Origin of the sequence: Mycobacterium celatum, assembly GCF_002101595.1 — a bacterium.
Classification (GTDB): domain Bacteria; phylum Actinomycetota; class Actinomycetes; order Mycobacteriales; family Mycobacteriaceae; genus Mycobacterium; species Mycobacterium celatum.
In genome coordinates this window covers 102,260-125,122 of the sequence record NZ_LQOM01000033.1, presented here as the reverse complement: position 1 = coordinate 125,122, position 22,863 = coordinate 102,260, and the positions used below count along the sequence as shown (strand labels likewise).

Genomic DNA, 22,863 nt, shown 5'->3' with positions numbered 1-22,863 from the left:
CTGCTCGCGGTCACGTGATGTAGCGGACGATGCTTTCCGCCACGCACGCCGGCTTACTCGACCCCTCGATCTCCACGACCGTCGACACCGTCGCCTGAACCGCCCCGTTCCCGACGTCCTCGACGTCGACCAGCGTGCTCTCGGCGCGGACCTTGGAGCCCACCGGCACCGGCGCCGGGAAACGGACCTTGTTGAGGCCGTAGTTGACGGCCAGCTTGATGCCGTTGACGGTGTACATCTCGTGCCAGAGCCGCGGCAGCAGCGACAGCGTCATGAAGCCGTGTGCGATCGTGCCGCCGAACGGGCCCTTTGCCGCCTTTTCCGGGTCGACGTGGATCCACTGGTGATCCCCGGTCGCGTCGGCGAACAGGTTGACGTCCTCTTGAGTGATGGTCAACCACTCGCTTTGCCCGATGGACTGTCCCTTTGCGGCGGCGAGGTCGGCAACTGACTCGAAGGTGCGCATGCGGGTAAGCATAGTGCCGTGCCGTGGGCCGACAATGATCGCGTGAGGTTGCTGCTGCTCGCCGACACGCACGTTCCGCTGCGGGCCAAAGATCTGCCCGCGCAGGTGTGGGCCGAGGTCGACAAGGCCGACGTCGTCTTTCATGCCGGCGACTGGGTAGCGCCCGAACTGCTCGACAACTTAGAGGCGCGCGCCGCGCGGCTGGTCGCGTGCTGGGGGAACAACGACGGGCCGGTCCTGCGGTCCCGGCTGCCGGAACGCGCCGATGTCGCGCTCGGCGGGCTGCGCTTCACAATCGTCCACGAAACCGGCGCTGCGACAGGCCGGGAGACGCGAATGTCGCGGCTTTATCCGGACACCGATGTGCTGGTCTTCGGGCACAGCCACATCCCGTGGGATACAACCACGAAATCCGATCTGCGGCTGTTGAATCCGGGCTCACCGACGGATCGCCGCCGACAACCGTCGGGCACGTACATGACCGCAACCGTTGACAACGGCGTGTTGGCACATGTGGTCCTGCACCCGGTGCCGCGATAGCAACCCAGAAAGCCTGCGTCCCTGGTCAATTCATGGTGACGGCTACCGTCGCAATGTAACCGTTATCTTTGAGTCCCCGCCGAAGCTCAATCGTTAGCCAACCGCGATGTCGCAACCCCGTGGCGACAAAGGGGTTTCACCGAGTGGGGTGTTTGACTGCGACGGACAGCTATTCGACCGCATATTGCGGCTGATGAAAGTTGGGATAGGTAGGAGCTATGAAGTTCGTTGAGAAGTTACTTGGCGCGGCGACACGGTTGCCGCGTCGGCTGACGATCGCCGCCTTGGGCGCAATCTTGCTGCCCGGTCTGGTCGGTATCGTCGGCGGCTCGGCGACCGCGGGGGCGTTCTCCAAACCGGGCCTGCCAGTCGAGTATTTGCAGGTGCCCTCACCGTCGATGGGCCACGACATCAAGGTTCAATTCCAGGGCGGTGGGCCGCACGCGGTGTACCTGCTCGACGGTCTGCGCGCCCAGGACGACTACAACGGCTGGGACATCAACACTCCCGCGTTCGAGGAGTTCTACCAGTCGGGGCTGTCGGTGATCATGCCGGTCGGCGGCCAGTCCAGCTTCTACACCGACTGGTATCAGCCTGCCTGCGGCAAGGCCGGTTGCCAGACCTACAAGTGGGAGACCTTTCTGACCCGTGAGATGCCCGGCTGGCTGCAGGCCAACAAGGGCGTCTCGCCGGCCGGCAACGCCGCGGTGGGCCTGTCGATGTCGGGTGGGTCGGCGCTGATCCTGGCGGCCTACTACCCGCAGCAGTTCTCGTACGCTGGCTCGCTGTCCGGCTTCTTGAACCCCTCCGAGGGATGGTGGCCGACGCTGATCGGTTTCGCGATGGGCGACGCGGGCGGTTACAACGCCAACAACATGTGGGGTCCGTCGAGTGACCCGGCGTGGAAGCGCAACGACCCGATGCTGCAGATCCCGCGGCTGGTGGCCAACAACACCCGGGTCTGGGTGTACTGCGGTAACGGCACGCCCAACGAGATCGGTGGCGACAGCATGCCGGCGAAGTTCCTGGAGAGCTTCACGCTGCGCACCAACGAAGCCTTCCGGGACAACTACATTGCCGCCGGCGGCAGGAACGGTGTGTTCAACTTCCCCACCAACGGCACGCACGACTGGGGCTATTGGAACCAGCAGCTGGTGGCCATGAAGCCGGACCTCCAGCGGGTGTTGAACGGCGCGCCGAACCCGGCCTGACACTCCACCAAGACATCGGCAGCAGTGCTCCCCCGGCGCTGCTGCCGATTTCTTGTGGCGCGCGGCGAGTTGAGTCAGGCTGTGCGGCTGATGAAGTCGCCCACGATGCCGAAGAACTCTTCTGCCTTTTCGTGCTCGACCAGGTGGCCGCAGTCGGGGACGATGACCAGCTCGGAGTCGGGGACTGCCCGGGCGATTTCTTTCGAGAGCTCGCTCGGCGTGCAGAAGTCCTGCTCACCACAGACAACCAGCGTCGGCTGCCGGATTTCGCCGAGGCGTGAATATGTGTCGTGGCAAGCGATCATGTCGATGCGTTTCAGCGCGATCTCGCGGTCGCCCGGTCCGGTGGGCTGCGCGGCCGTTCGTTCGATCCACGACGTCACCGCTTCGGGGTGCTCGCGCGTGTATTTCGGAGAGAACAGAAAGAGCGCGTACGCGGACTGGAGGGCGTGTCGATCCCAGCCGGCCGCCATCTTGTACCGCACCTCGAACTCGCGCTTCACAAATGGGTCGAAGCGCGCGAACGACGCCACCATGGTCAGGCTGCACACGGTATGCGGATGATCCAGCGCCATGTACTGCCCGATCGCGCCGCCGGTCGACGCGCCCACCACATGCATCGGCCCCAGACCGAGATGCTCCACCAAAGACGCCATGTCGGTGGCCAGTTGTGCTGTGGTGTAACCGCTTCCAGCATGGCTGGATTTCCCGGTGCCCCGCTGATCGGGCACGACGACGTAATGGCCGGAAGCGAACCGGCCGATCTGAGTGCTCCAACTCTTGCCGGTGCCGCCCAGGCCAGAGATCAACAGCACGGGAGGGTCGGCCGGATTTCCGTGGACCTCGTAATACAGCGAGATTCCTTGGGTTTGCAACGTAGCCATATCGATCTCCTGGTCAGTGGTGGTCACAGCACCGCGTCGGCGAGGCGCTCGAGTTGGTCGAGGGATGCGACGCTGGGGTGAAATAGCAGCCCGTCGAAGCCGAGGTCGCGGTAGGCACGCACAGTGGTCACCGCGTCTTCCGGCGAGCTCAGCATGTCCGCAACATTGAGCTCGGCATACTCGGGCACGAACCCGTAGTAACTGCGCAGATTCGCATGGCCGGCATGCACCGTCGCCTCGTCGCCGAGCGCAAAATTCACGCTGGCATTCAGCCACGGCTTGCCGGCGCGGCCCGCTTCCAGCCAGGCAGCGCGCACCTTGTCGGCAAATGACGACTGGTTCGCATAGTCGCGGACCGCACCCGCCGCCCAGCCATCCCCCACCGTGGCCACCCGTCGCAGAGTCGCCGGCGACGCCCCGCCAAATAGCACGGGAATCCGCACCGGTGCCGGACACAGCGGGACATCACCGGTGACCACTTCGGCTTGCCATGCATGCCGCATCAGCTCTACGGTCTGGTCGAAAACTCGCCCGCGCTGGTGGAAGTCTGCGCCGGTGGCGGTGTAATCGTCGGTGCGACGGCCCACACCCAGGCCCAGCGTGAGCCGGTTTCCGGCGATGTCGGCCAAACTGGCCAGTTGCTTCGCCAGAGCTGCGGCGGGGTACAGCGGGGCGAGCAGGACGTTGGTGACCAGGCCGATGTCGCGGGTAGCGCCGGCTGCAGCGGACAGGGCGACGATCGAGTCGAGGCTGGGGTAGACGAGCCGGTCGATGGTCGTCACACTGGCGAATCCGCGTTGCTCAGCGCTGCGCGCCCATTCAGAGATTAGCGAGCCGCGCACGCCCGCAACATGGTTCGGTAAGCCGATGCCGATTTGCATAGCAGTCCTTTCGTTTTCACGCTGAGGGCGCGTGGTTGACAGCGTGGAAAAGCTCGCTATAGGTGGCGTCGTGTGTGGCACGCCAAAACGGTTTGGCCCGCTCTATCACGATCTCGCTGGCCTGCTGCTGAGTTCGCAATTGCGCCATCGTCTCCGCAACAAAGGCATCCAGCGGCATCGTGTTGGGGTCGTACTCGAGCGCTTCCTGGATCTCGGTCTTGACCCGTGGCGGGATGATTTCGATCACCTGAACCCCGGTGTCCCGCAGCTGGAACCGCAGAGATTCGGTGAAGGAGTGCATCGCCGCCTTGGTCGCACTGTATGTGGGGGTGATCGCTTTGGGCACGAACGCCAGCGCGGACGTGACGTTGATGATCGCCGCATGCGGCCGGGCCAGCAGTGAAGGCAGCAACGCCGCGGTCAGCCAGATAGGTCCCAGCAGATTGATCGCCACGGCCTCCTCTGCCGCATCGAGATCACCGGCGGCGACATCCTCGACGCGCATGATGGCAGCGTTGTTGATCACAACGTTCAGGCCGGGGTAACGATCGATCAGTTCGCTGGCGAATCGGCGGACGTCGCCTGGATCGCCCTGATCCAAAGTCAAGTAGCCCATGCCGGGATTGGCGTCGGCGACGGCCCGCAACGGCTCTCGGCGCCGGCCGGCAATAACGACGTGATTGCCCAGCCGCTGTAATGATTCGGCCAAGCCGCGCCCGATTCCACTGCCTCCGCCCGTCACCAGGATGGTGTTGCCTGTCCACTGCATGGCATTGCCTTTCACTCGATGCTTGCAGCCCAGAGTTGCAGTCCGGGCTGCGGAATACCCATACATGGGCCGTGAACCTCTATAAACCCTCTGTCTACTGGCTTAGGCCGCATACTTTCCTCATGACAGACGCTCTAGACGCGCAAATCCTCCAGGCGCTGGAGTTGTCGCCGCGAGTGCCGTTTCGGCGCATTGCCGCGGCCGTCGGCGCATCCGAACAGACCGTCGCCCGCCGTTACCAGCGGTTGCGTCGCGAGGGCGTGGTGCGCGTCGTCGGTCTGGTCAATCCCCGCGTCTATGGTGAAGCACAGTGGATAGCCCGCATCCGCGCCAAACCCGACCGCATCTCCCAACTGGGTGACGCGCTGGCGCGGCGTCCAGATGTCACCCATGCAAATATCCTGTCGGGCTGGACCGAGCTGGTTTGTGTCATCCGTGCGCCGGTTGGCGCGAGTCGCGAAAGCCCGCTGCTCCAACAACTTCCGCGAACCGCATCGGTGCTAGACGTCAGCGTCGACCTTGTGCTCCATGCGTTCGGCGAACCGGCGACCGCGCAGTGGGGCGGCTACGGCCACAAACTGAGCAGTGAACAAACGCAGCAAATCCTTGGCGAACCAACCAGTCAGGGAGCGGCTGGCCAGCTCGTCACCCCTACCGCGCAAGACCGTCCGCTCCTCGAGGCGCTCGCCGAAGACGGCCGCGCCACACAGGCACTCTTGGCCGAACGGACAGGATGGTCGATGTCGCGAGTAGGTCGGCGCCTGGCAGCCTTGGAAACCGCCGGCACCTTGATCTATGACGTCGACGTGCTGGGCGAGCGACTCGGGTTCCACCTCAATGCGATGTTGTGGCTCACAGTTGCGCCACAACACATCCGTCGTGCGGGCGAACAGATCGCGGCTCATGACGAGATCGCTTTCGCGGCTGCCATCAGCGGCCGCAATAACCTTGTGGCCGTGCTGATCTGCCGCGACGCCGACGATCTCTACCGTTATCTGACCGAAAACCTCGCAGCCGTCGACGATGTCGGGGCGTACGACATCAGCGTTCGGGCACAACGGCTCAAGCAATCCGCATCACTCGTCTCGGGCGGACGACTGGTCATGACACACCGCTCCTGAGCGCATGAGCAGGTTTGAAATCCGCTGCGGCTGGGTACAGCGCCAAGATCACAGGAACATCACGGAAGGAGTTTGACGTAATGTTCTCAGGGATCGCGATCAAGACGGCGACAGCTGCCGTCGGCATTGCAGCGGCTGGAACCCTCACTGCTACACCGGCTTTGGCGGACCCGCAAGTCGTGGGGCTCGGCCAGTCGGCAGAAATTCCCAGCCCAGGTGGAGCCATCAACTACACCGTGCAAAATTTGCAGCCCAGCGGCCACAATGACGGCATCTGGTACTCCGATGTCACGGCCACAGCCGTGAGCGGCACCCCGACCCCCAACATCGCCGACTTCAACGCGCGTGCGGTCAACAGCTCGACCTACGCGGTGATGAAGGGCAACGAGGTGGACGGCCTTCCCAACCAGCCGATCGCGGCGGGCAGCCAGTCGAGCGGGAGGCTGTACTTCGACGTCAAGGGCGGAACGGCGCCCGACAGCGTCGTGTACCGGGATGCCGCTGGCGTCGACAAGGTCGTCTGGAAAAGCTGACCGACGCCGCACGCCCGCCGAACGTGAACTGGCGGCGGCGATTTCGCTAATTCCCCGCCCTGAGTGCACGCTCGGCGAGATCAGGCGGCCGTCAAGCGGGCGATCGACCGCAGCGGTATCGGCAGCCAGCCGGGCCGGTGCCGCGACTCGTAGCCGGTCTCGTAGACCGCCTTGTCCAGTTCGTAGGCGGCCAGCACCGCCGCTGATTCGCGCGGGTCGACACCGGACGCGGCCGCGTAACCGTCGCAGAACGCCGTTTGGTTGCGTTCGACCCACTCGCGGGCCCGCGCCGCCAGCTGCTTGTCGGCGGCCTGGTCCACCAGCTGTCCGTAGGCGGCGTATTCGAAGGAGCGCAGCACGCCGGCCACGTCGCGCAGCGGGGAATCCGGCGCGCGACGCTCATCGAGCGGCTGGCCTGGCTCACCCTCGAAGTCGATCAGCAGCCAGGTCTCCGGGGTGCGCAGCACCTGGCCCAGATGCAGGTCGCCGTGGATGCGCTGCACGGTGATGGTCTCGTGCGCCAGCTTGCCGAACTGCTCCTCGATGGTCGTCACGTACTCGCCCAGTTCAGGCACGGTGGCCGCCGTCGCCGCCAATCGGGCCAGCATGTTCTCGACTGGGAACGTGCCCTGTTCGGTGCCCAACGTCTCGGCCAGGGTGGCGTGCACCGAGGCCACGGCCTCACCGAGCCGGTGGGCTTCGCCGGCGAAATCGCCGCCCACCTCATGGGCGTACAGGTCGCCCTCGGCGAACAAGTCCCGCACGCTGGCGGTGGCCATCGCCCACCCCTCGGCCGCGTTGGCGGCGTATTCGGTCGCCATCCCAAGCGACCAGGACGCGCCCTGGTCCGTGGTCAGCTCATAGCTGCCGAGCAGCCGGGCCACGTGCGGGTTGCCGGCCCGGGCCAGTACCCGGTTCAGCTCGACGTCTGGGTTGATGCCCGGGATGACGCGACGAAACACCTTGAGGATGGCGTCGCGGTCGAAGATCACGCTGGTGTTGCTCTGTTCGGCATCCGACATTCGGGGATGCGCCTCCAGCGGCAGCGTAGCGCCCGGTTCCTTGGTGAAGGCCACGTTGCCGCGCACCGCCGACGCGTCGATCAACGACAGCAGGGCCTTCGCGGCGGCCGGGTCGTAAAGCGCGTCATAGGCGGTGCGGTCGTTGTCGGTGCCGATGGTGGCAACGCTGCTGTATTCGACGACCGGCGTGACATCCCAGCTGACGATCACTTGATAGCGCTCCGCGGAACCGTCGGCGTAAGTGACGTCGACCAGCGCCAGGTCGAGGTCGTCACCCAGTGGGAGCACCAGGCCCGTCTCGGCCGAGGACAGTTCACGGTTGCGTCCGGCGTACCAGCGTTGCTGCGGAAGCCATTCTGACCACGGCAAATTCATTGCGACTCCTCAGACTCGCGCAGCTGAAACCAGTAAAACCCGTTTCCCGGCAAGGTCAGCAGATACGGCAGCTGGCCTATGGATGGGAATTCCACGTGGCCGGTCAATTCAATCGGCGTATAGCCGCTCCAGTGCTGCAGGTTCAATTCGATGGGTTGCGGGAAGCGGGACAGATTGTTGACGCACAGCACCACGTCATCGTCGGCTTGGCGCACGTAGGCCAGCACCGACGGGTTGGATCCGCCCATTTCCTCGAACGTCCCGACCGCAAACGCGCTGTGGCGGCGTCGCACCGCCAGCATGGTGCGAGTCCAGTTGAGTAACGACGTCGACGTGTCCCGCTGTGCCTCCACGTTGACGGCCTGATAGCCGTAGACCGGGTCCTGGATCGGCGGCAGGTAGAGCCGACCCGGGTTGGCGGTGGAGAAGCCGGCGTTGCGGTCCGGCGTCCACTGCATCGGGGTGCGAACCCCGTCGCGGTCACCGAGCCAGATGACGTCCCCCATGCCGATCTCGTCGCCGTAGTAGAGCACCGGCGAGCCGGGCAGCGACAGCAGCAGCGCGGTGAACAACTCCATCTGGTCGCGATCTTTCTCCAGCAGCGACGCCAGCCTCCGGCGAATGCCCACATTCGCCTTCATCCGCGGGTCTTTGGCGTACTCGGAGTACATGTAGTCCCGCTCTTCGTCGGTGACCATCTCCAGCGTCAACTCGTCGTGGTTGCGCAGGAAAATCCCCCACTGCGCCATCTTCGGGATGGGCGGCGTCTGGGCCAGGATCTCCGAGATCGGGAACCGCGACTCGCGGCGAACGGCCATGAAGATGCGGGGCATCAGCGGGAAGTGGAACGCCATGTGGCATTCGTCGCCGCCGGTGTCAGGGTCGCCGAAATACTCGACGACGTCGCTGGGCCACTGGTTGGCCTCCGCCAACAGCACCCGGCCCGGAAACTCGTCGTCGACCACTTTGCGGACACGCTTGAGGAAAGCGTGCGTTTCGGGCAGGTTCTCGCAGTTGGTGCCCTCGCGCTCGAACAGGTACGGCACCGCGTCCAGCCGGAACCCGTCGATGCCGAGGTCGAGCCAAAACCGCATGACGTCGAGCATCGCCTCCTGAACGGCGGGGTTGTCGTAGTTCAGGTCGGGCTGATGCGAGAAGAACCGATGCCAGTAGAACTGGCGGCGCACCGGATCGTAGGTCCAGTTGGATTCCTCGGTGTCGACGAAGATGATCCGCGCGCCGGCGTAGCGATCGCTGGTGTCGCTCCACACGTAGTAATCCCCGTACGGCCCGTCGGGGTCGTGGCGAGATTCCTGGAACCAGGGGTGCGAGTCCGACGTGTGGTTCATCACCAAGTCGGTGATGATCCGGATGCCGCGGCGGTGCGCGGCGTCGACCAGCGCGACGAAGTCGTCGACGGTCCCGAACTCCGGCAGCACCTTGTAGAAGTCGCGGATGTCGTAGCCGCCGTCGCGCAGCGGCGAGTCGTAGAACGGCGGCAGCCAGATGCAGTCGATGCCCAGCCATTGCAGGTAGTCGAGGCGCTCCATGAGCCCGCGCAGGTCACCGAACCCGTCGGCGTTGGAGTCGTAGAACGCCCGGACCAGCACTTCGTAGAAGACCGCGTGCTTGTACCAGGTCGGGTCGGCGGGCAGGACGGCGGCGTCGGCGAAGTCGTCGGCACTGGGGTGCTCGACGACCCCCGCTTCGACACGGCTGCCCTCGGTCGGATCGTGTTCGACGCTGTTGTCGGCCTCGTTAGTCAAATCCACAGTTTTTCGCGTACCCCACACCGGACACACGGAATCGTCTGCGGCACGCCATCTTTGAGCAATACCGGCTAGTCGATACCCGCACGAATTGTCAGCCGGGCGGCCCGGGCGCCAACGTCACGTTGGCGGTGCGCGGAGCGCCCGCACCACTTTGCAGCCCCAGCGCGATCGTGTCGCCGGGGTGGTGCTGGTCAAGGATATTCGTCAGCGCGGTGGCCGAGTTGACCGGGTTGTTGTCCACCGAGACGATCCGGTCGCCCGGCATGACTCCGGCCTGGGCAGCCGGCGCGTCACGCAACACCCGCACCACCGCCGCGCCCTGGCCGCCTTGCGCGTCGGAGACGCCGACACCGAGGAAGCCCGTCGGGCCGATATGCACCGTCGCCGACGCCGCACCCGAGCGAATCTGCCCGGCGATGGCCATGGCCTGGTTGATCGGGATCGCGAAACCCTCGCCGCGGCCCAGCTTGTAGTTCTCCGACGCGGCGGTGTTCATCCCGATCACCTGGTTGCTGGTGTTGACCGTGGGGCCACCGGAGTCGCCCGGCCGGATCGGGGCGTCGACCTGGATCAGCCCGTCCAGAGTCTCCGAGCTCCCGGTCAGGGAATCCGACGCCGACACCGTCTGGTTCAGGGCGACGACCTTGCCGGACACCGCGCTGGGCGTTCCGCCGGCGCCGCCGGCATTGCCCAGCGAAACGATCGGGTCGCCGACCGCCACCGCCGAGGAGTCGCCGATGTTGGCCACCGGCAACCCGCCCGCGCCGCCCAGTTGCAGCACCGCGACGTCATGCGTGCGGTCGTATCCGATCACCTCAACGGGGTAGGTCTGGTTGTTGCCGATGTCCCGCGCGGTGATGTCGGTCGCGCCGGCGATGACGTGGTTGTTGGTGAGCACCACACCGTTGGGGTCGATCACGATGCCCGTGCCCGCGCCGACCGCGCTCTGGTAGCCCATCTTGGTGTCGATGTCGACGATCTGCGGCCCTACCTGTGACACCGTTGCCAGCGGGTCGGCCGGCGGGCTGGGCGCCGCAGGTACCGACGGAACCAGCGGCGAGGCGTACGCGGGCGCTGCGGCCACGACCATCGCCACCACCGACGCCACACTGAGTAACCACGACCACCACTGCGATGTACGGCGGTGTGATCCGCTCATCCCGTCACCTCCTGCAAGGGTCGAGCCGTTTGCCCTGTTTTTCGGAGCATACGGTGTCGACACGGGCTAGGGAGTAACCGCGGGGCAGTCTTGGCAAACAGAACGACGCGGAGTAATACGGTGGCCTAGTGGTCGACTTCGACCCGAAGACCAGCTTCGCGTCGGCATCGGTGGCGCGGCTGGCGACCGTCGCGCCCGACGGCATGCCGCACCTGGTGCCGGTGGTGTTCGCGCTTCGTTTGTCGCGCGGCGACCCGCTGCGTCCGGCTTCGCCGCGCTTGCGATCGCCGACGGACGACGACGTCGTCTACACCGCTGTCGACGCCAAGCCCAAGACCACCCGGCGGCTGCGCCGGCTGGCCAACATCGAGCACAACCCCAAGGTCAGCGTGCTCGTCGACCACTACGCCGACGACTGGGCTCAGTTGTGGTGGGTGCGCGCCGACGGGATCGCGGCGATCCACCGCGAGGACCCGGTGCTACAGGCCGGCTACGACTTGCTGCTCGCCAAATACCGCCAGTACCAATCGGTTCCGTTGGACGGCCCGGTGATCGCCGTCGCGGTGCAACGTTGGAGCAGCTGGCATGCCTGACGTTGCGTGTTTTCGAAAGCCTTGTGCTGCGCGGGTGCGAAGGGGAAAGGTGACTTAGTAGTGACTTGAGAGGTCCGATGCGCCGGGCAGGGCACTCAGCAGGCCGGGTACGAGGAGAAACACGTCATGGCAGACAAGGCGAATACATCCCAAGGCGCAGGAGCCGCTCCCACCGCGGACAGTCCGGCCGCCATCCGCAACGTGGTGCTGGTCGGCCCGTCCGGTGCCGGCAAGACGACGCTCGTCGAGGCGCTGCTGGTCGCCTCCGGCGTGTTGTCGCGGGCCGGCACCGTCGCCGACGGAAACACGGTCTGCGACTACGACGACGCCGAGATCCGGCAGCAGCGCTCGGTGGGGCTTGCGCTGGCGTCGCTGGAACACGCCGGCATCAAGATCAACCTGATCGACACCCCCGGATACGCGGACTTCGTCGGCGAACTCCGGGCCGGGCTGCGGGCCGCGGACTGTGCGCTGTTCGTGATCGCGGCCAACGAGGGCGTCGACGAGCCGACCAAGTCGCTGTGGCAGGAATGCAGCCAGGTCGGCATGCCCCGCGCGGTGGTGGTCACCAAACTCGACCACGCCCGCGCCAACTACCAGAGTGCGCTGTCGGCGGCCCAAGAAGCCTTCGGCGACAAGGTGTTACCGCTATACCTGCCGGCCGGCAACGGCCTGATCGGGCTGCTGTCGCAAACGCACTACGAATACGACGGCAGCAAGCGCACCACGCATCCGCCGGACCCGTCGTACGCCGACCAGATCGAGGAGCTGCGCGGCGCCCTGATCGAAGGGATCATCGAGGAGTCCGAGGACGAGTCGCTGATGGAGCGCTACCTCGGCGGCGAGGCGATCGACGAGTCGGTGCTGATCGAGGACCTGGAGAAGGCGGTCGCGCGCGGCTCGTTCTTCCCGGTGATCCCGGTGTGCAGCGCCACCTGCGTGGGCACTCTGGAATTGCTGGAGATCGCCACCCGCGGCTTCCCATCGCCGCTGGAACACCCACTGCCGGAGGTGTTTACGCCGCAGGGCGCGCCGCATGCCAAGCTGACCTGCGATCCCGACGGGCCGCTGCTCGCCGAGGTGGTGAAGACGACGTCGGACCCCTATGTCGGCAGGGTGAGTCTGGTCCGGGTGTTCTCCGGGACCATCAGGCCCGACACGACCGTGCATGTGTCGGGCCATTTTGCGTCGTTTTTCGGCGAGGGCAACAGCCACGCCGACCACGACGAGGACGAACGTATCGGCGCGCTGTCGTTCCCGCTGGGCAAGCAGCAGCGGCCCGCGCCCGTCGTACTGGCGGGCGACATGTGCGCCATCGGCCGGCTAAGCCGCGCCGAAACCGGTGACACGCTTTCGGACAAGTCCGAACCGCTGGTGCTCAAACCGTGGACCATGCCCGAGTCGCTGCTGCCCGTCGCCATCCAGGCGCACGCCAAGACCGACGAGGACAAGCTGTCGGTGGGGCTGGGCCGGTTGGCCGCCGAGGACCCGACCCTGCGGATCGAGCAGAATCCGGAGACCCACCAGGTCGTGTTGTGGTGCATGGGCGAGGCGCATGCCGGCGTAGTGCTGGACGCGCTGGCCAACCGCTACGGCGTCACCGTGGACACTGTGGAGCTTCGGGTACCGCTGCGGGAAACGTTCGCGGGCAAGGCCAAAGGCCACGGCCGCCACGTCAAGCAGTCCGGCGGGCACGGCCAGTACGCGGTCTGCGACATCGAGGTCGAACCGCTGCCGGAGGGCTCGGGTTTTGAGTTCCTCGACAAGGTGGTGGGCGGCGCGGTGCCACGCCAGTTCATTCCGAGCGTGGAGAAGGGCGTGCGCGCTCAGATGGAAAAGGGTGTGGCCGCGGGCTACCCGGTGGTCGACATCAGGGTCACCCTCCTCGACGGCAAGGCGCACAGCGTCGACTCGTCGGACTTCGCGTTCCAGATGGCCGGGGCGCTGGCGTTGAAGGAAGCGGCGGCGGCCACCAAGGTGATCCTGCTCGAGCCGATCGACGAGATCTCGGTGCTGGTGCCCGACGATCTGGTCGGCGCGGTGATGGGCGACCTGTCCGGTCGCCGCGGGCGGGTGCTGGGCACCGACACCGCGGGCAACGAGCGGACGCTTGTGAAAGCCGAAGTGCCGCAAGTGGAGTTGACCCGCTACGCGATCGATTTGCGTTCGCTGTCGCACGGCGCCGCCTCGTTCACCCGCTCGTTCGTCCGCTACGAGCCCATGCCCGAATCCGCCGCGGCCCGGGTGAAGGCCGCCGGCTAGCACACCGGTGCGTTACGCTCGAAGTCGTTGTGGCCCCTCCTGTTCCAGCCAGGCAAGGGTTGACGACAGGTTCCTCACGTCGACGCCGATGGCACGGCATTCCTCCATGCCCCGGTCGTACACGCCGGACATCGCATCCGACACCAGCACAATACGGAAGTCGCGTTCGGATGCCTCGTAGATCGACGTCCGCGGGCAGTTAGGGAAGTTGCAGCCCGCGAAAACGCTGGTGTCGCTGCCGCTTTCGTCGAGATGCCGCTGGAGGTCGGTCGGGTAGAACGCACCCCAGCGCGGCTTGTACGTCACATGCTCACGCGGCCAACGCACGGCGTGCACGATCGGCCGTCCACGCTCCCGAAACGCCGTCGCCAGCCGCGCAATGGCGGGGATCGCCTCGGCCGTGCCGGGGACGTGCAGCGGCGCGCCGTCGGCATAGGTGTCCCGCTGCACGTCGATCAGCACCACTGCCGCCGAACCCGGGCGTGGGCGTGTGTGCGGATCGCTCATGACCTTGGTGTCTAACACAACGGCGCCACCCCGAGCTTGCCGGCCCGTTCGGCTGCTGGCTGACTACCTCACGAATTTCGCCGGTTCTGTAACCGAAAGCGTTTGCTGAACGACAATTAGGGTATGTATTGAAGGAGCGGAATGTGTGTGCTGCAGATGCAGCATCTCGAAGGGATGGCCACCATGCGTATCGCGGTTCGACATGTGCTGGTCGCGGCAGCGGTTGCCGCGCTGGCACTGGCCGGGTCGGCCAGCCCCAGCGTGGCGGCCATCGCACCGGCGCGCACGGCGCCAACCGTCGCCTCGATCCAGCCGGCCAATGGCGCGGTGGTCGGCGTGGCGCACCCGGTCATCGTCACCTTCACCGGTCCCGTCGCCGATCGCGCGGCCGCCGAGCGGTCCATCAGAATCACCTCACCGAACCGCACCACGGGACGGTTCAGCTGGGACGACGACCACGTCGTGCAATGGATTCCGGACACCTACTGGCCTTCCCACAGTCATGTGGCCGTCGAGGTGCACGGCTTGTCGACCGGCTTTGACACCGGCGACGAAGTGTTGGCTGTCGCCAGCATCTCCGCGCACACGTTCACCGTCAGCATCAACGGCGAAGTGATGCGCACAATGCCGGCGTCGATGGGTAAACCCAGTCGCCCCACGCCGATCGGGTCGTTCACCGCGCTGTCGAAAGAACGGACCGTCACCTTCGATTCCCGGACCATCGGCATCCCGCTGAGCTCGCCCGAGGGGTACCTGATCCAGGGCCAGTACGCCGTGCGGGTCACCTGGAGCGGCGTCTATGTGCACTCTGCGCCGTGGTCGGTGGACTCGCAGGGATACGCCAACGTCAGCCACGGGTGCATCAACTTGAGCCCCAGCAACGCGGCCTGGTACTTCGACACCGTGCACATCGGCGACCCGATCGAAGTGGTGGCGTAACAGCTTAGAACTGCCCGCAATTGGGCGTGGTCGCCACGCCGTTGAACCGGCCGGCGATCCACTGCATCGCCGGTTCCCCGTCGACCAGCATCGGCAACGCGTGGTTGATGACGAGCTTGTTGAGGAACGGTGGCTCCTCGTTGGTGCGGAACTCGACGTCGGCGCCCTGCGCGCACCAGTCGCGGCCGAGCTGATTGGCGGCCGTCCACGGCACCAGCGGATCGTAGCGGTTGCTGTTGATCAGAACCGGCGCGTTGGGTTTGTAGCGCCCGATGCGCTGCAGATCGAAGAGCGTCTGAAACGGTTCCCGGTGCACCAATTCGTGGATGTCCTCGGTGAAATAGGGCTGTAGATGGCGGAACATGAACTTCGTCAGGGTTTCGCCGACGCACTGGTGACGCGTCTTGGCCAGCAGATCAACGCCGCGCGGCGTCAGCTTCTCGCGTATCGCTGCCTCGGCTTCGGGGTAAGTCGCGATGACCGAGTTGAGCGCATATCCGACCACGCCGACCAGCGCGCTGCCGTCGGCGTAGGGAAACAGCTCCATCAAATCGGCCGGCGGCGCGCCGGCATAGGTGCCCACCACGTGCAGGTCCGGGCCGTAGCCCGACGCCAACTCGGCGGCCGAGGCGGCAGCCCCGCCGCCTTGTGAATAGCCCCAGAATGCGACCGGGCCATGCGGATCCAGCGACGTGCCGGGAAGTCGCATCGCGGCCCGCGCGGCGTCAATCAGCGCCTGCCCCTCGGCGACCCGGCTGACGTAGGTGTGCACTCCGGGCGTGCCCAGGCCCTCGTAGTCGGTCATCACGACCGCGAAGCCGCGCGCCACCATCGTCGCGACGAACATCTCTTCGTAGTTGAACATAATGTCCAGCCACGGCGACCAGTGGATGCCCTGGTTGAACATGCGTGACGGTGCGCACTGATCGCCCTGTCCCTGCGTGCCGGGCGCGTAGGCGATCAATGGTCGCGGGCCTTCGCCCGGCCATGGGTTGTCCGGTTCGAAGTAGGTGCCGGTGATGGCGTTGGGCCTGCCGCGGGCGTCGGTGCTGCGGTACATGATTCGGGTGCCGGTCGCCACGAAGGCGCCCAGCTGGCCCGACGGCTCCAGCACCAGTCGCGACGGCTCGGCGCGGATCAGGTCGCCGGGTTGGCCGGGCGGCAGCGGGTCGGGCGGCGTGTAGAACTCGTCGTACTGACTTTGGTCGCCCTCCTGTTCGAAGTCGACGTCGGCGTATGCTGGCGATTGAGCGAAACATATTGCGGCACAACAAGAAAGGAGCGCAGCGGTTATTGCGGTCAGCGATCGTCCTGCGCGCACGACCGGAGAGTACCGGCTGCCGAGATTGACATTATCCGTTTTCAGAGATTTACGTATTCGAATCAGGAAATCTAGCTCTCGGCTCGACGTCGGCGCTCCGGTTCCAGCAGTCTGGTAGGCGGACGACCCCGACCAAGGAGTTCGCGATGCCACCTGAGAAAGCCCGCGCCGTCCGGTTCGACCGCTACGGCGGCCGTGGTGTGTTGTATGTGGCCGAGATTGACATGCCATCGCCCGGCGAGGGTGAAGTCCTCGTCGAAGTGATGGCCGCCGGGATCAATCCGGGCGAGGCGGGAATCCGCAGCGGCGCGATGCATGAGATGTTCCCGGCCACGTTTCCCTCGGGCGAAGGCAGCGACCTCGCCGGTGTCGTGGTCGACGTCGGTCCCGGGGTCACCCAGTTCTCAGCCGGCGACGAAGTGCTGGGGTTCAGCCTGCGCCGGTCGAGTCATGCCACTCATACCGTCGTCCCGGTCGCGCAACTGATACCCAAACCGCCCCAATTGAGTTGGGAGGTCGCCGGTTCGCTCTATGTCGTCGGCTGCACCGCGTATGCCGCGGTGCAAGCGGTTGCGCCGCAGCCGGGCGAGAATGTCGCGGTGTCGGCGGCCGCCGGCGGGGTCGGCAGTCTGGTGGTCCAGCTGCTGGTTCAACGGCGGGCACGGGTGCTCGGTATCGCCTCGGCGCGCAACGCCGACTGGTTGCGCAGCCACGGCGCGGTTCCGATCGAGTACGGCGACGGCCTGGCGGAGCGGCTGCGCGACGCCGCTCCGGATGGCATCGATGCGTTCATCGACTTGTTCGGCCCCGACTACATTCAGCTCGCCGTCGATCTCGGCGTGCCCCCGGAGCGGATCGAGACCATCATCTCGTTCGCCAAGGCCGGCGAAGTCGGCGCCAAGACCGAAGGCAGCATGGACGCGTCGACGCCGGAGGTGCTGGCCGAGATGGCCGAACTGGTGGCCAGCGGCGCAATCGATTTCGACATCGCCGCCACCTACCCCCTCGACCGGGTCGCCGACGCCTACGAACAGCTTGAGCAGCGGCATACGCACGGCAAAATCGTGCTGCTGCCTCAGCCGCTCAACCGATACCGGCCTGGACGATCTTGACGACGACCAGGGCCACGGCGACAACCAGGTAGCCGCGCAGGACGAGCAGCGCGGCCCGTCGAACCGGTGACATCGCCGGGCGGGCCAGCGTCGCCAGTGCGGGCATCCGCCAGTTCGCGCGGTACTGCTGACGCAGCGCGCGTCGCTCTGCATGCGTCAGCGTCGGGACGTCGTCGAGCTCTTCGACCTCGTCGGGAGCGAGCCCGCCCAATGCGTTTGCGACGGACTCGGCGACGCGCCGGTTCGCGGCTCGGCGCGCGATGGCGGTCACCGCGGCGCCCCCGATGACGCCGACCACGGCGCCGATCGCGAGACCGACCTGCAGAGTGCTCGCGGGCAGATCCGGGAAGAGGGTCGACGCCGTCAATGCCAACGACAAGAGCACCAACGCCCACACCGTCGTCCACGCGAAGATGTTCTGCCGCACGGTGTTGACCCACGGACCCAGCACCGGGCGGTCGTTGCACAGCAGAACCAGAAACACCGTCGCCGACGGCAGCAGGACGCCGGCGAGCGCCTGCACGCCCTGGGTGATCAGGCCGAGGATATGGTCCGGGCTGAACGCCACCGCAGCCGACACGGCAAGGATCACCGCGTAACTGCCGTAGAACAGCGGCGCCTCGGAGATCTTCCAGTGCAGTGAGTGGCGTTTGCCCAGGGTGTCGCCGAGCGCGTAGGTGGTGGCCAGTCCGATGGCGTTGGCGCCGATCAGCGACGCGTCGAGCAGCACGATCGCGAACAGCACACCGACCGTACTTCCGCTGTGGTGGGCCAGGCTGGAGGCGACTGCGCCGGCATCGGATAAGTGCCCGGCGTGAATGGTGCCGGCGAAGCCAAATGCGGTGGCGGCCATCACTGTTACTGCACCGGCCATCACCACGACGATCCCGAGGACCAAATCGGCTCGCCCGTAGCGGATCCAGCGCGGCGTGATGCGCTTGTCGACGACGTTGGACTGCTGGAAGAACAGCTGCCAGGGTGCGACGGTGGTGCCGACGATCGCGACGATCAGCAGCAGCACCGTGGAGTCCATCCCGCCCGGAAACTGCGGCACCAGTCCGCGCGCCGTTCCGTCCAGTGTGGGATGCACCATCAGCGCCATGGGGACGATCACCACGTTCACGGCGATCAGCACGAACATCAGTCGCTCCCAACGGCGAAACGAGCCACCCGCCACCACCGCGAACAGCAAGACCGCCGCGGCCGGTATCGCGATCGCCTTCGGGCAGCCCAGGAAACCGAGAGCCAGTGCGACACCGATGAATTCGGTGACGATGGTCAACGCGTTGAGCAGCAGCAGGTCGCCGACACTGAATGCGCCCCAGAACTTGCCGAACCGTTCGAAGATCAGCCGGGCATGACCCACACCGGTGACCGCGCCCAGCCGCAGCACCATCTCCTGGTTGACGTAAAGCACCGGGATCAGCAGCACCAGCGTCCACAGCAGGTTCATCCCGTAGTTCTGCCCGGCCTGCGCGTAGGTCGCCACACCGCCGGCGTCGTTGTCGCCGACCATCACGATCAACCCGGGACCGCTGATGACCATCAGCGTGCGCAGCCGCTGCCAGCGACTACGGCCAGCCCCCGTGTCGTCGCGCCCGATCCGGCCGAACGCGCCGACGATGTCGCCGACGTGCGCGGAATCCAGCACCGCCGCAATGCCGTTGGTCCTCGGCGCGCCGCCGACGTTGTCGTGCACGTCGGTGGAGAAGGAAGTCATCGGCGTCTCGCTCTCTGGGTGGGGGGCTGACCGCGCGCGGCCCGGGATACACCCCGGCGGTAGCGGCCGCTCGGGGTGTCCCGGTCCGACGCGTCAGTTGCGGTTGACGTCGATGCGGGTTGGGTGCCCGCCCAGCGAGGCGGTGATCACCGCCGGAGCCATCCGCGACACATACAGGTTGGCCCGCTCTTGCGGAGTCAGGTTGCGGCGTGCGCGCAACCGACCTGCCACCCGGCGTCCCGCGTCCAGCATCGGTGAAACACGGTGTGCAACAACAAAAGCCATGATCTTTCTCCTGCCGGTAAGCCCGACCGGCGAGGACTGCGCGAAGACGCGTCAGGCGGCGCGGAGGCCGCGTCCGGGTCGGGACGAAACGGAAATGGACTGCGGATAGGGACTATCGCTCGGACTCATCTCGCCCTCACCTCCTCACGGCCAGGACACACGCGGGTGTCACCACTGTGCGCGCACAAAGAGGAATGAGCGCCCGCGGCGAAAGCCGCTGGGCACGCACCCCTCTCGTCGGAGCTTCGGCACTGCACGGCGTATCCGGACCGCGTCCGGAAGCCACTTGGGCTCAACCCTTAGGCCGGGAAGAGCTGTCCTGACCCGGGGCGTCTCTCGACGTTCGGGGTCAGTGGCCTGTATCCGTACAGACGCCTCACCTACCGAGGTGCTGCCGTTCCATGGTCGCATCCAGCCCGGCGTCCGTCAAACGCTGGGAGTCTGCACCCGGGCACTCGAAGTGCGGCGCAACGCTTAGGCTCTAAACCATGGCTATCACCCTCCAGGACCCCAGAGTCGCGACAGCGCTTGACCGGATGTACACCGCGGCCAACGAGCAGCTACCGAAGCTGCGTGAGGGCGGCGGAAGAATCGCACAGGCGTCCGCCGGCGCGAAGGAACGCGCTGATGCGATGAGCGAGTTCTACATCCCGGTCACCCCGGAGGCCGGCCGGCTGCTGTATTCACTGGTTCGGGCCACTCGTCCGGCCACCATCGTCGAATTCGGGATGTCGTTCGGTATTTCCGCGATCCATCTCGCGTCGGCGGTGCGCGACAACGGCAGGGGTCGAGTGGTGACGACCGAGCTCAGCGCCACCAAGATAGCGACGGCACAACAGACGTTTGCCGAGACCGGGTTGGACGACCTGATCACCGTCCTCGACGGGGATGCGCTGGAGACGCTGAAGGGTCTTGACGGGCCAGTCGATTTCGTTCTGCTCGACGGGTGGAAAGAGCTGTACCTGCCGGTGATCGAGTTGCTCGAACCACGTCTGTCGGCGGGAAGCCTCGTCATCGCTGACAACACCGAGATGGCCGACACCCAGCCCTATTTGGACCACGTGCGTAACCCCGACAACGGTTATGTCAGCGTCAACTTCCAGGCCCGGGAAAGCGACAGCATGGAAATCAGCTGCCGCGTATAACCTCTACCGCAGCGATTCCTCCAGCCAGGGCGTCAGCCACTTCACCGCCTCCTCCGTCGGGTGGACGCCGTCGCTGCGCACGGTGATGCTGTCGACCTTGGCAGTGTAGACCCCGTCGGGGCACAGCTTTTTCTTCAAGTCGAGTATCCCGACGTTGCGGCGTTGGCCAATGGTGCTGCGCAGCAACGTGTTCCACTCGTCCACCCGCTCGGGCTGGTCCTCCGGGTACAGGCTGCCATCGGGCCTTTCGCCGCGACGGCTGTAGGGCAGGTTGGCCACCGTCAGCGGCGCCCCCGACGAGCCCAGGATGTCGAGGGCGCGTACCAACTCACCGGTGATGTAGGCGTCGAAGGCAGGGTCGCCGATGTGAGTCCAGCGTCCCTCGTTGACCCGGTCCACTGTCTCCCAACGGCCGACGATCAACAGGACGGCATCCGGCTGGTCCTCGGCGACCTGCTTCGACCACCTGCTGGGCCACGACTCACATTCGGACTTCTGGTCCAGCGTCTGGCCGAGGTATTTGTACGGGCCGCCGCGCACCAGGCTGCACCCGATGACGGTGTGGTCGACGAAGTCGAATCCCGGTGTCGGCGGCAGGAAATGCATCAGGGTCCAGCCGATCGAGTCGCCGAACACCGAAACCGTGAACGGCCGGTGCGGATCTCGCTGTCCGACGGCCCGCGCGGGGCGGGGTCCGGTCGGCGGCGACGGCGACACCCTAGCGACCGACGAGATGCCGGGCGGCAGGCTGCTGTCCGATCCCCCACCGGATTTGGCGCCCACCGGCACCACCATCATCGTCACCGCCGCGGCCGTCGCAGCAGTTGCCCCGGCCAGCGGCAACAGCGGCACCCGGGCGGGACGCCACTTGCGGACGGGCTGTTCGATCAACCACCACGACGCAGCCGACACGGCCAGGGTGGCCGCGCACCGCACGGCGAACAATGACAGCCCCGACCACCCGGTCCGCTGGCCGTTGAGCACCAGAAAGATTGGCCAATGCCAGAGGTAGACGCCGTAGGAGATGACGCCCAGCCACACCAGCGGACGCCACGACAACACCACCGCGACGGGCCCGCGCTGGTCGAGCGCCACCGGCGCGATGACCAAAACTGCCGCCACCGCCACCGCGCTCAGCAGGCCGTGCCGGAATTCGGCGGCGCTGCCGGCCGCGTAGTGGGCGGCGGCCGCCAGCGCGGCCAGCCCGACCACGGGCAGCAGACGCGCGGTCCACTTGCCCCACCGGGTCCGGGTCAGCGACCAGCCGCGGTTCAGCGCCGGCCAATCGCCCACCAGCAGCGCAGACGCCGCCGCGCCGGTCAGCAGTGCCTGGGCCCGGGTGTCGGTGCCGAAGTAGACCCGGTCCCGGGTCGCGTCCGATGCGAGGAGGATGGCCAGGGCCGCAGATGCCAGCGCGCCCAGGGTGGCCAGCAGGAAGACGGTCAGGCGCACTCCACCCAGCATCGCCAACCTGCCTCGCCGGCGTGCCCGTGCCGCCAGCACGACCGCCACCGCGATCAGCAGCAACGGCCACCCGATGTAGTACTGCTCCTCGACACCCAACGACCAGGCGTGCTGCAGCGGCGACGGCGGCGCGCCCTGGGTGAAGTAGTCGGTCTTCTGCGCCACGAACATCCAGTTGGCGACCCAGAAGAACGCGGCGACAGCCTGGTCGCGGAGCCCGGCGACGGCCTCGGGTGAAAAGAACTGCCGCCCAACGATTACGGCCAGCACCATCAGGACCAGCGCGGGCAGCAGTCGTCGTGCCCGTCGAATCCAGAACCCGGTCAGGTCGATGCGGCCCGTGCGGCCGAGTTCGTCCAGCAGCAGCGAGGTGATCAGGAATCCGCTGAGCACGAAAAAGATGTCGACGCCTAAGAAGCCGCCGCCCATGCCGGGGATGCCGCCGTGGTCGGCCAGCACCAGCGCGACGGCCACCGCGCGCAGACCGTCGAGCGCCGGGATGCCGGGGCGCCGGTCGCTACTCCGTGAGGTGGCCGGCCGGGTACGCCGCGGCGGGGCAACCCAGCGGGGCCGCCGAACGCAGCGAACCGGCGCGGGATACACCCCGGCCGGTCCCATGCTAGCCCCTGTCGCACTCCGACCGCTTACCTGGTCGGTGTCGGTGTCGCCGCCGATACGTCGCAGCTCCTCCCTTTTTGGATCAGGGCCAGTTTAGGTGCGACTGCACGGCATGACGGGGACGACACGCCTTGGGCCGAGCAGACGCAGAATCGCATCAGCAG

At 66.4% G+C, this 22,863-nt stretch carries 21 protein-coding genes and 1 riboswitch; of the genes, 9 read left to right on the top strand and 12 right to left on the bottom strand.

Annotated features, from left to right (window positions below; genetic code table 11):
- Positions 1 to 10: 10 nt before the first annotated feature.
- Positions 11 to 466, bottom strand: a complete 456-nt coding sequence (locus tag AWB95_RS15200) for a MaoC family dehydratase (RefSeq protein ID WP_062540198.1) — start codon at positions 464 to 466, stop codon at positions 11 to 13.
- Between the two features lie 42 nt (positions 467 to 508).
- On the opposite strand from AWB95_RS15200, the gene AWB95_RS15195 reads away from it, so the two are divergent.
- Positions 509 to 1,006 (top strand): metallophosphoesterase family protein, encoded by a 498-nt coding sequence (locus AWB95_RS15195; RefSeq protein ID WP_062540221.1) that lies wholly within the window; start codon positions 509 to 511, stop codon positions 1,004 to 1,006.
- 218 nt (positions 1,007 to 1,224) lie between these two features.
- The gene (gene ag85C, locus AWB95_RS15190; RefSeq protein ID WP_062540197.1) at positions 1,225 to 2,217 is read left to right on the top strand and encodes a diacylglycerol acyltransferase/mycolyltransferase Ag85C; all 993 of its coding nucleotides are present in this window, start codon (positions 1,225 to 1,227) and stop codon (positions 2,215 to 2,217) included.
- Between the two features lie 74 nt (positions 2,218 to 2,291).
- On the opposite strand, the gene AWB95_RS15185 is transcribed toward ag85C, so the two are convergent.
- Genes AWB95_RS15185 through AWB95_RS15175 form a run of 3 tightly spaced genes read right to left on the bottom strand, consistent with a single transcriptional unit; the run spans position 2,292 to position 4,751 of the window.
- Positions 2,292 to 3,128, bottom strand: a complete 837-nt coding sequence (locus AWB95_RS15185) for an alpha/beta fold hydrolase (protein ID WP_062540196.1) — start codon at positions 3,126 to 3,128, stop codon at positions 2,292 to 2,294.
- Positions 3,125 to 3,982 (bottom strand): LLM class flavin-dependent oxidoreductase, encoded by an 858-nt coding sequence (locus AWB95_RS15180; RefSeq protein WP_062540195.1) that lies wholly within the window; start codon positions 3,980 to 3,982, stop codon positions 3,125 to 3,127. The genes AWB95_RS15185 and AWB95_RS15180 overlap by 4 nt, the downstream gene beginning before the upstream one ends.
- Before the next feature lie 16 nt (positions 3,983 to 3,998).
- Complete coding sequence (locus AWB95_RS15175; protein WP_062540220.1) at positions 3,999 to 4,751, bottom strand: SDR family oxidoreductase; 753 nt, start codon at positions 4,749 to 4,751, stop codon at positions 3,999 to 4,001.
- A gap of 122 nt (positions 4,752 to 4,873) precedes the next feature.
- Here AWB95_RS15175 and AWB95_RS15170 point away from each other — a divergent pair, with 122 nt between their 5' ends.
- A complete protein-coding gene (locus AWB95_RS15170; protein ID WP_062540194.1) occupies positions 4,874 to 5,872 on the top strand; it encodes an Lrp/AsnC family transcriptional regulator in 999 nt (332 codons plus the stop codon).
- A gap of 80 nt (positions 5,873 to 5,952) precedes the next feature.
- Positions 5,953 to 6,405: a DUF1942 domain-containing protein gene (locus AWB95_RS15165; RefSeq protein ID WP_062540193.1), complete on the top strand. Its 453-nt coding sequence runs from the start codon at positions 5,953 to 5,955 to the stop codon at positions 6,403 to 6,405.
- Positions 6,406 to 6,485: 80 nt separating this feature from the next.
- On the opposite strand, the gene AWB95_RS15160 is transcribed toward AWB95_RS15165, so the two are convergent.
- From AWB95_RS15160 to AWB95_RS15150, 3 genes are all read right to left on the bottom strand, one after another.
- Positions 6,486 to 7,802, bottom strand: coding sequence for a maltokinase N-terminal cap-like domain-containing protein (locus AWB95_RS15160; protein ID WP_085168365.1), 1,317 nt, complete (start codon positions 7,800 to 7,802; stop codon positions 6,486 to 6,488).
- Positions 7,799 to 9,568, bottom strand: coding sequence for a maltose alpha-D-glucosyltransferase (gene treS, locus AWB95_RS15155; RefSeq protein WP_198157789.1), 1,770 nt, complete (start codon positions 9,566 to 9,568; stop codon positions 7,799 to 7,801). Before treS ends, AWB95_RS15160 begins: the two co-directional genes overlap by 4 nt.
- Before the next feature lie 97 nt (positions 9,569 to 9,665).
- Complete coding sequence (locus AWB95_RS15150) at positions 9,666 to 10,733, bottom strand: S1C family serine protease (protein WP_062540191.1); 1,068 nt, start codon at positions 10,731 to 10,733, stop codon at positions 9,666 to 9,668.
- A 128-nt stretch (positions 10,734 to 10,861) separates the two neighbouring features.
- On the opposite strand from AWB95_RS15150, the gene AWB95_RS15145 reads away from it, so the two are divergent.
- Positions 10,862 to 11,326 (top strand): TIGR03668 family PPOX class F420-dependent oxidoreductase, encoded by a 465-nt coding sequence (locus AWB95_RS15145; protein WP_062540190.1) that lies wholly within the window; start codon positions 10,862 to 10,864, stop codon positions 11,324 to 11,326.
- 126 nt (positions 11,327 to 11,452) lie between these two features.
- Positions 11,453 to 13,588, top strand: coding sequence for an elongation factor G-like protein EF-G2 (locus AWB95_RS15140; RefSeq protein WP_062540189.1), 2,136 nt, complete (start codon positions 11,453 to 11,455; stop codon positions 13,586 to 13,588).
- A 12-nt stretch (positions 13,589 to 13,600) separates the two neighbouring features.
- Here AWB95_RS15140 and AWB95_RS15135 read toward each other — a convergent pair whose 3' ends face one another.
- On the bottom strand, positions 13,601 to 14,095 hold the full coding sequence (locus AWB95_RS15135) for a cysteine hydrolase family protein (RefSeq protein ID WP_062540219.1): 495 nt from the start codon (positions 14,093 to 14,095) through the stop codon (positions 13,601 to 13,603).
- 183 nt (positions 14,096 to 14,278) lie between these two features.
- Here AWB95_RS15135 and AWB95_RS15130 point away from each other — a divergent pair, with 183 nt between their 5' ends.
- Complete coding sequence (locus tag AWB95_RS15130; protein ID WP_062540218.1) at positions 14,279 to 15,034, top strand: L,D-transpeptidase; 756 nt, start codon at positions 14,279 to 14,281, stop codon at positions 15,032 to 15,034.
- A gap of 4 nt (positions 15,035 to 15,038) precedes the next feature.
- Here the strand turns inward: AWB95_RS15130 and AWB95_RS15125 are convergent, their stop codons facing one another.
- Entirely contained in the window at positions 15,039 to 16,328 is a 1,290-nt protein-coding gene (locus AWB95_RS15125; protein WP_084707137.1) for a lipase family protein, read from the bottom strand.
- Between the two features lie 173 nt (positions 16,329 to 16,501).
- On the opposite strand from AWB95_RS15125, the gene AWB95_RS15120 reads away from it, so the two are divergent.
- Positions 16,502 to 17,467: an NADP-dependent oxidoreductase gene (locus tag AWB95_RS15120; protein ID WP_062540188.1), complete on the top strand. Its 966-nt coding sequence runs from the start codon at positions 16,502 to 16,504 to the stop codon at positions 17,465 to 17,467.
- Here the strand turns inward: AWB95_RS15120 and AWB95_RS15115 are convergent.
- Together AWB95_RS15115 and AWB95_RS23030 are read right to left on the bottom strand one after the other, a co-directional pair.
- A complete protein-coding gene (locus AWB95_RS15115; protein ID WP_085168364.1) occupies positions 17,439 to 19,187 on the bottom strand; it encodes an NRAMP family divalent metal transporter in 1,749 nt (582 codons plus the stop codon). The two genes, AWB95_RS15120 and AWB95_RS15115, sit on opposite strands and share 29 nt — an antisense overlap.
- A 93-nt stretch (positions 19,188 to 19,280) precedes the next feature.
- Positions 19,281 to 19,472 (bottom strand): hypothetical protein, encoded by a 192-nt coding sequence (locus AWB95_RS23030; RefSeq protein WP_139818501.1) that lies wholly within the window; start codon positions 19,470 to 19,472, stop codon positions 19,281 to 19,283.
- Between the two features lie 222 nt (positions 19,473 to 19,694).
- Positions 19,695 to 19,867, bottom strand: a riboswitch (M-box (ykoK) riboswitch).
- Between the two features lie 93 nt (positions 19,868 to 19,960).
- Here AWB95_RS23030 and AWB95_RS15110 point away from each other — a divergent pair.
- Complete coding sequence (locus AWB95_RS15110) at positions 19,961 to 20,617, top strand: O-methyltransferase (RefSeq protein ID WP_062540187.1); 657 nt, start codon at positions 19,961 to 19,963, stop codon at positions 20,615 to 20,617.
- A 3-nt stretch (positions 20,618 to 20,620) separates the two neighbouring features.
- Here AWB95_RS15110 and AWB95_RS15105 read toward each other — a convergent pair whose 3' ends face one another.
- Positions 20,621 to 22,699, bottom strand: a complete 2,079-nt coding sequence (locus AWB95_RS15105) for an acyltransferase family protein (RefSeq protein ID WP_085168363.1) — start codon at positions 22,697 to 22,699, stop codon at positions 20,621 to 20,623.
- Between the last annotated feature and the right edge of the window lie 164 nt (positions 22,700 to 22,863).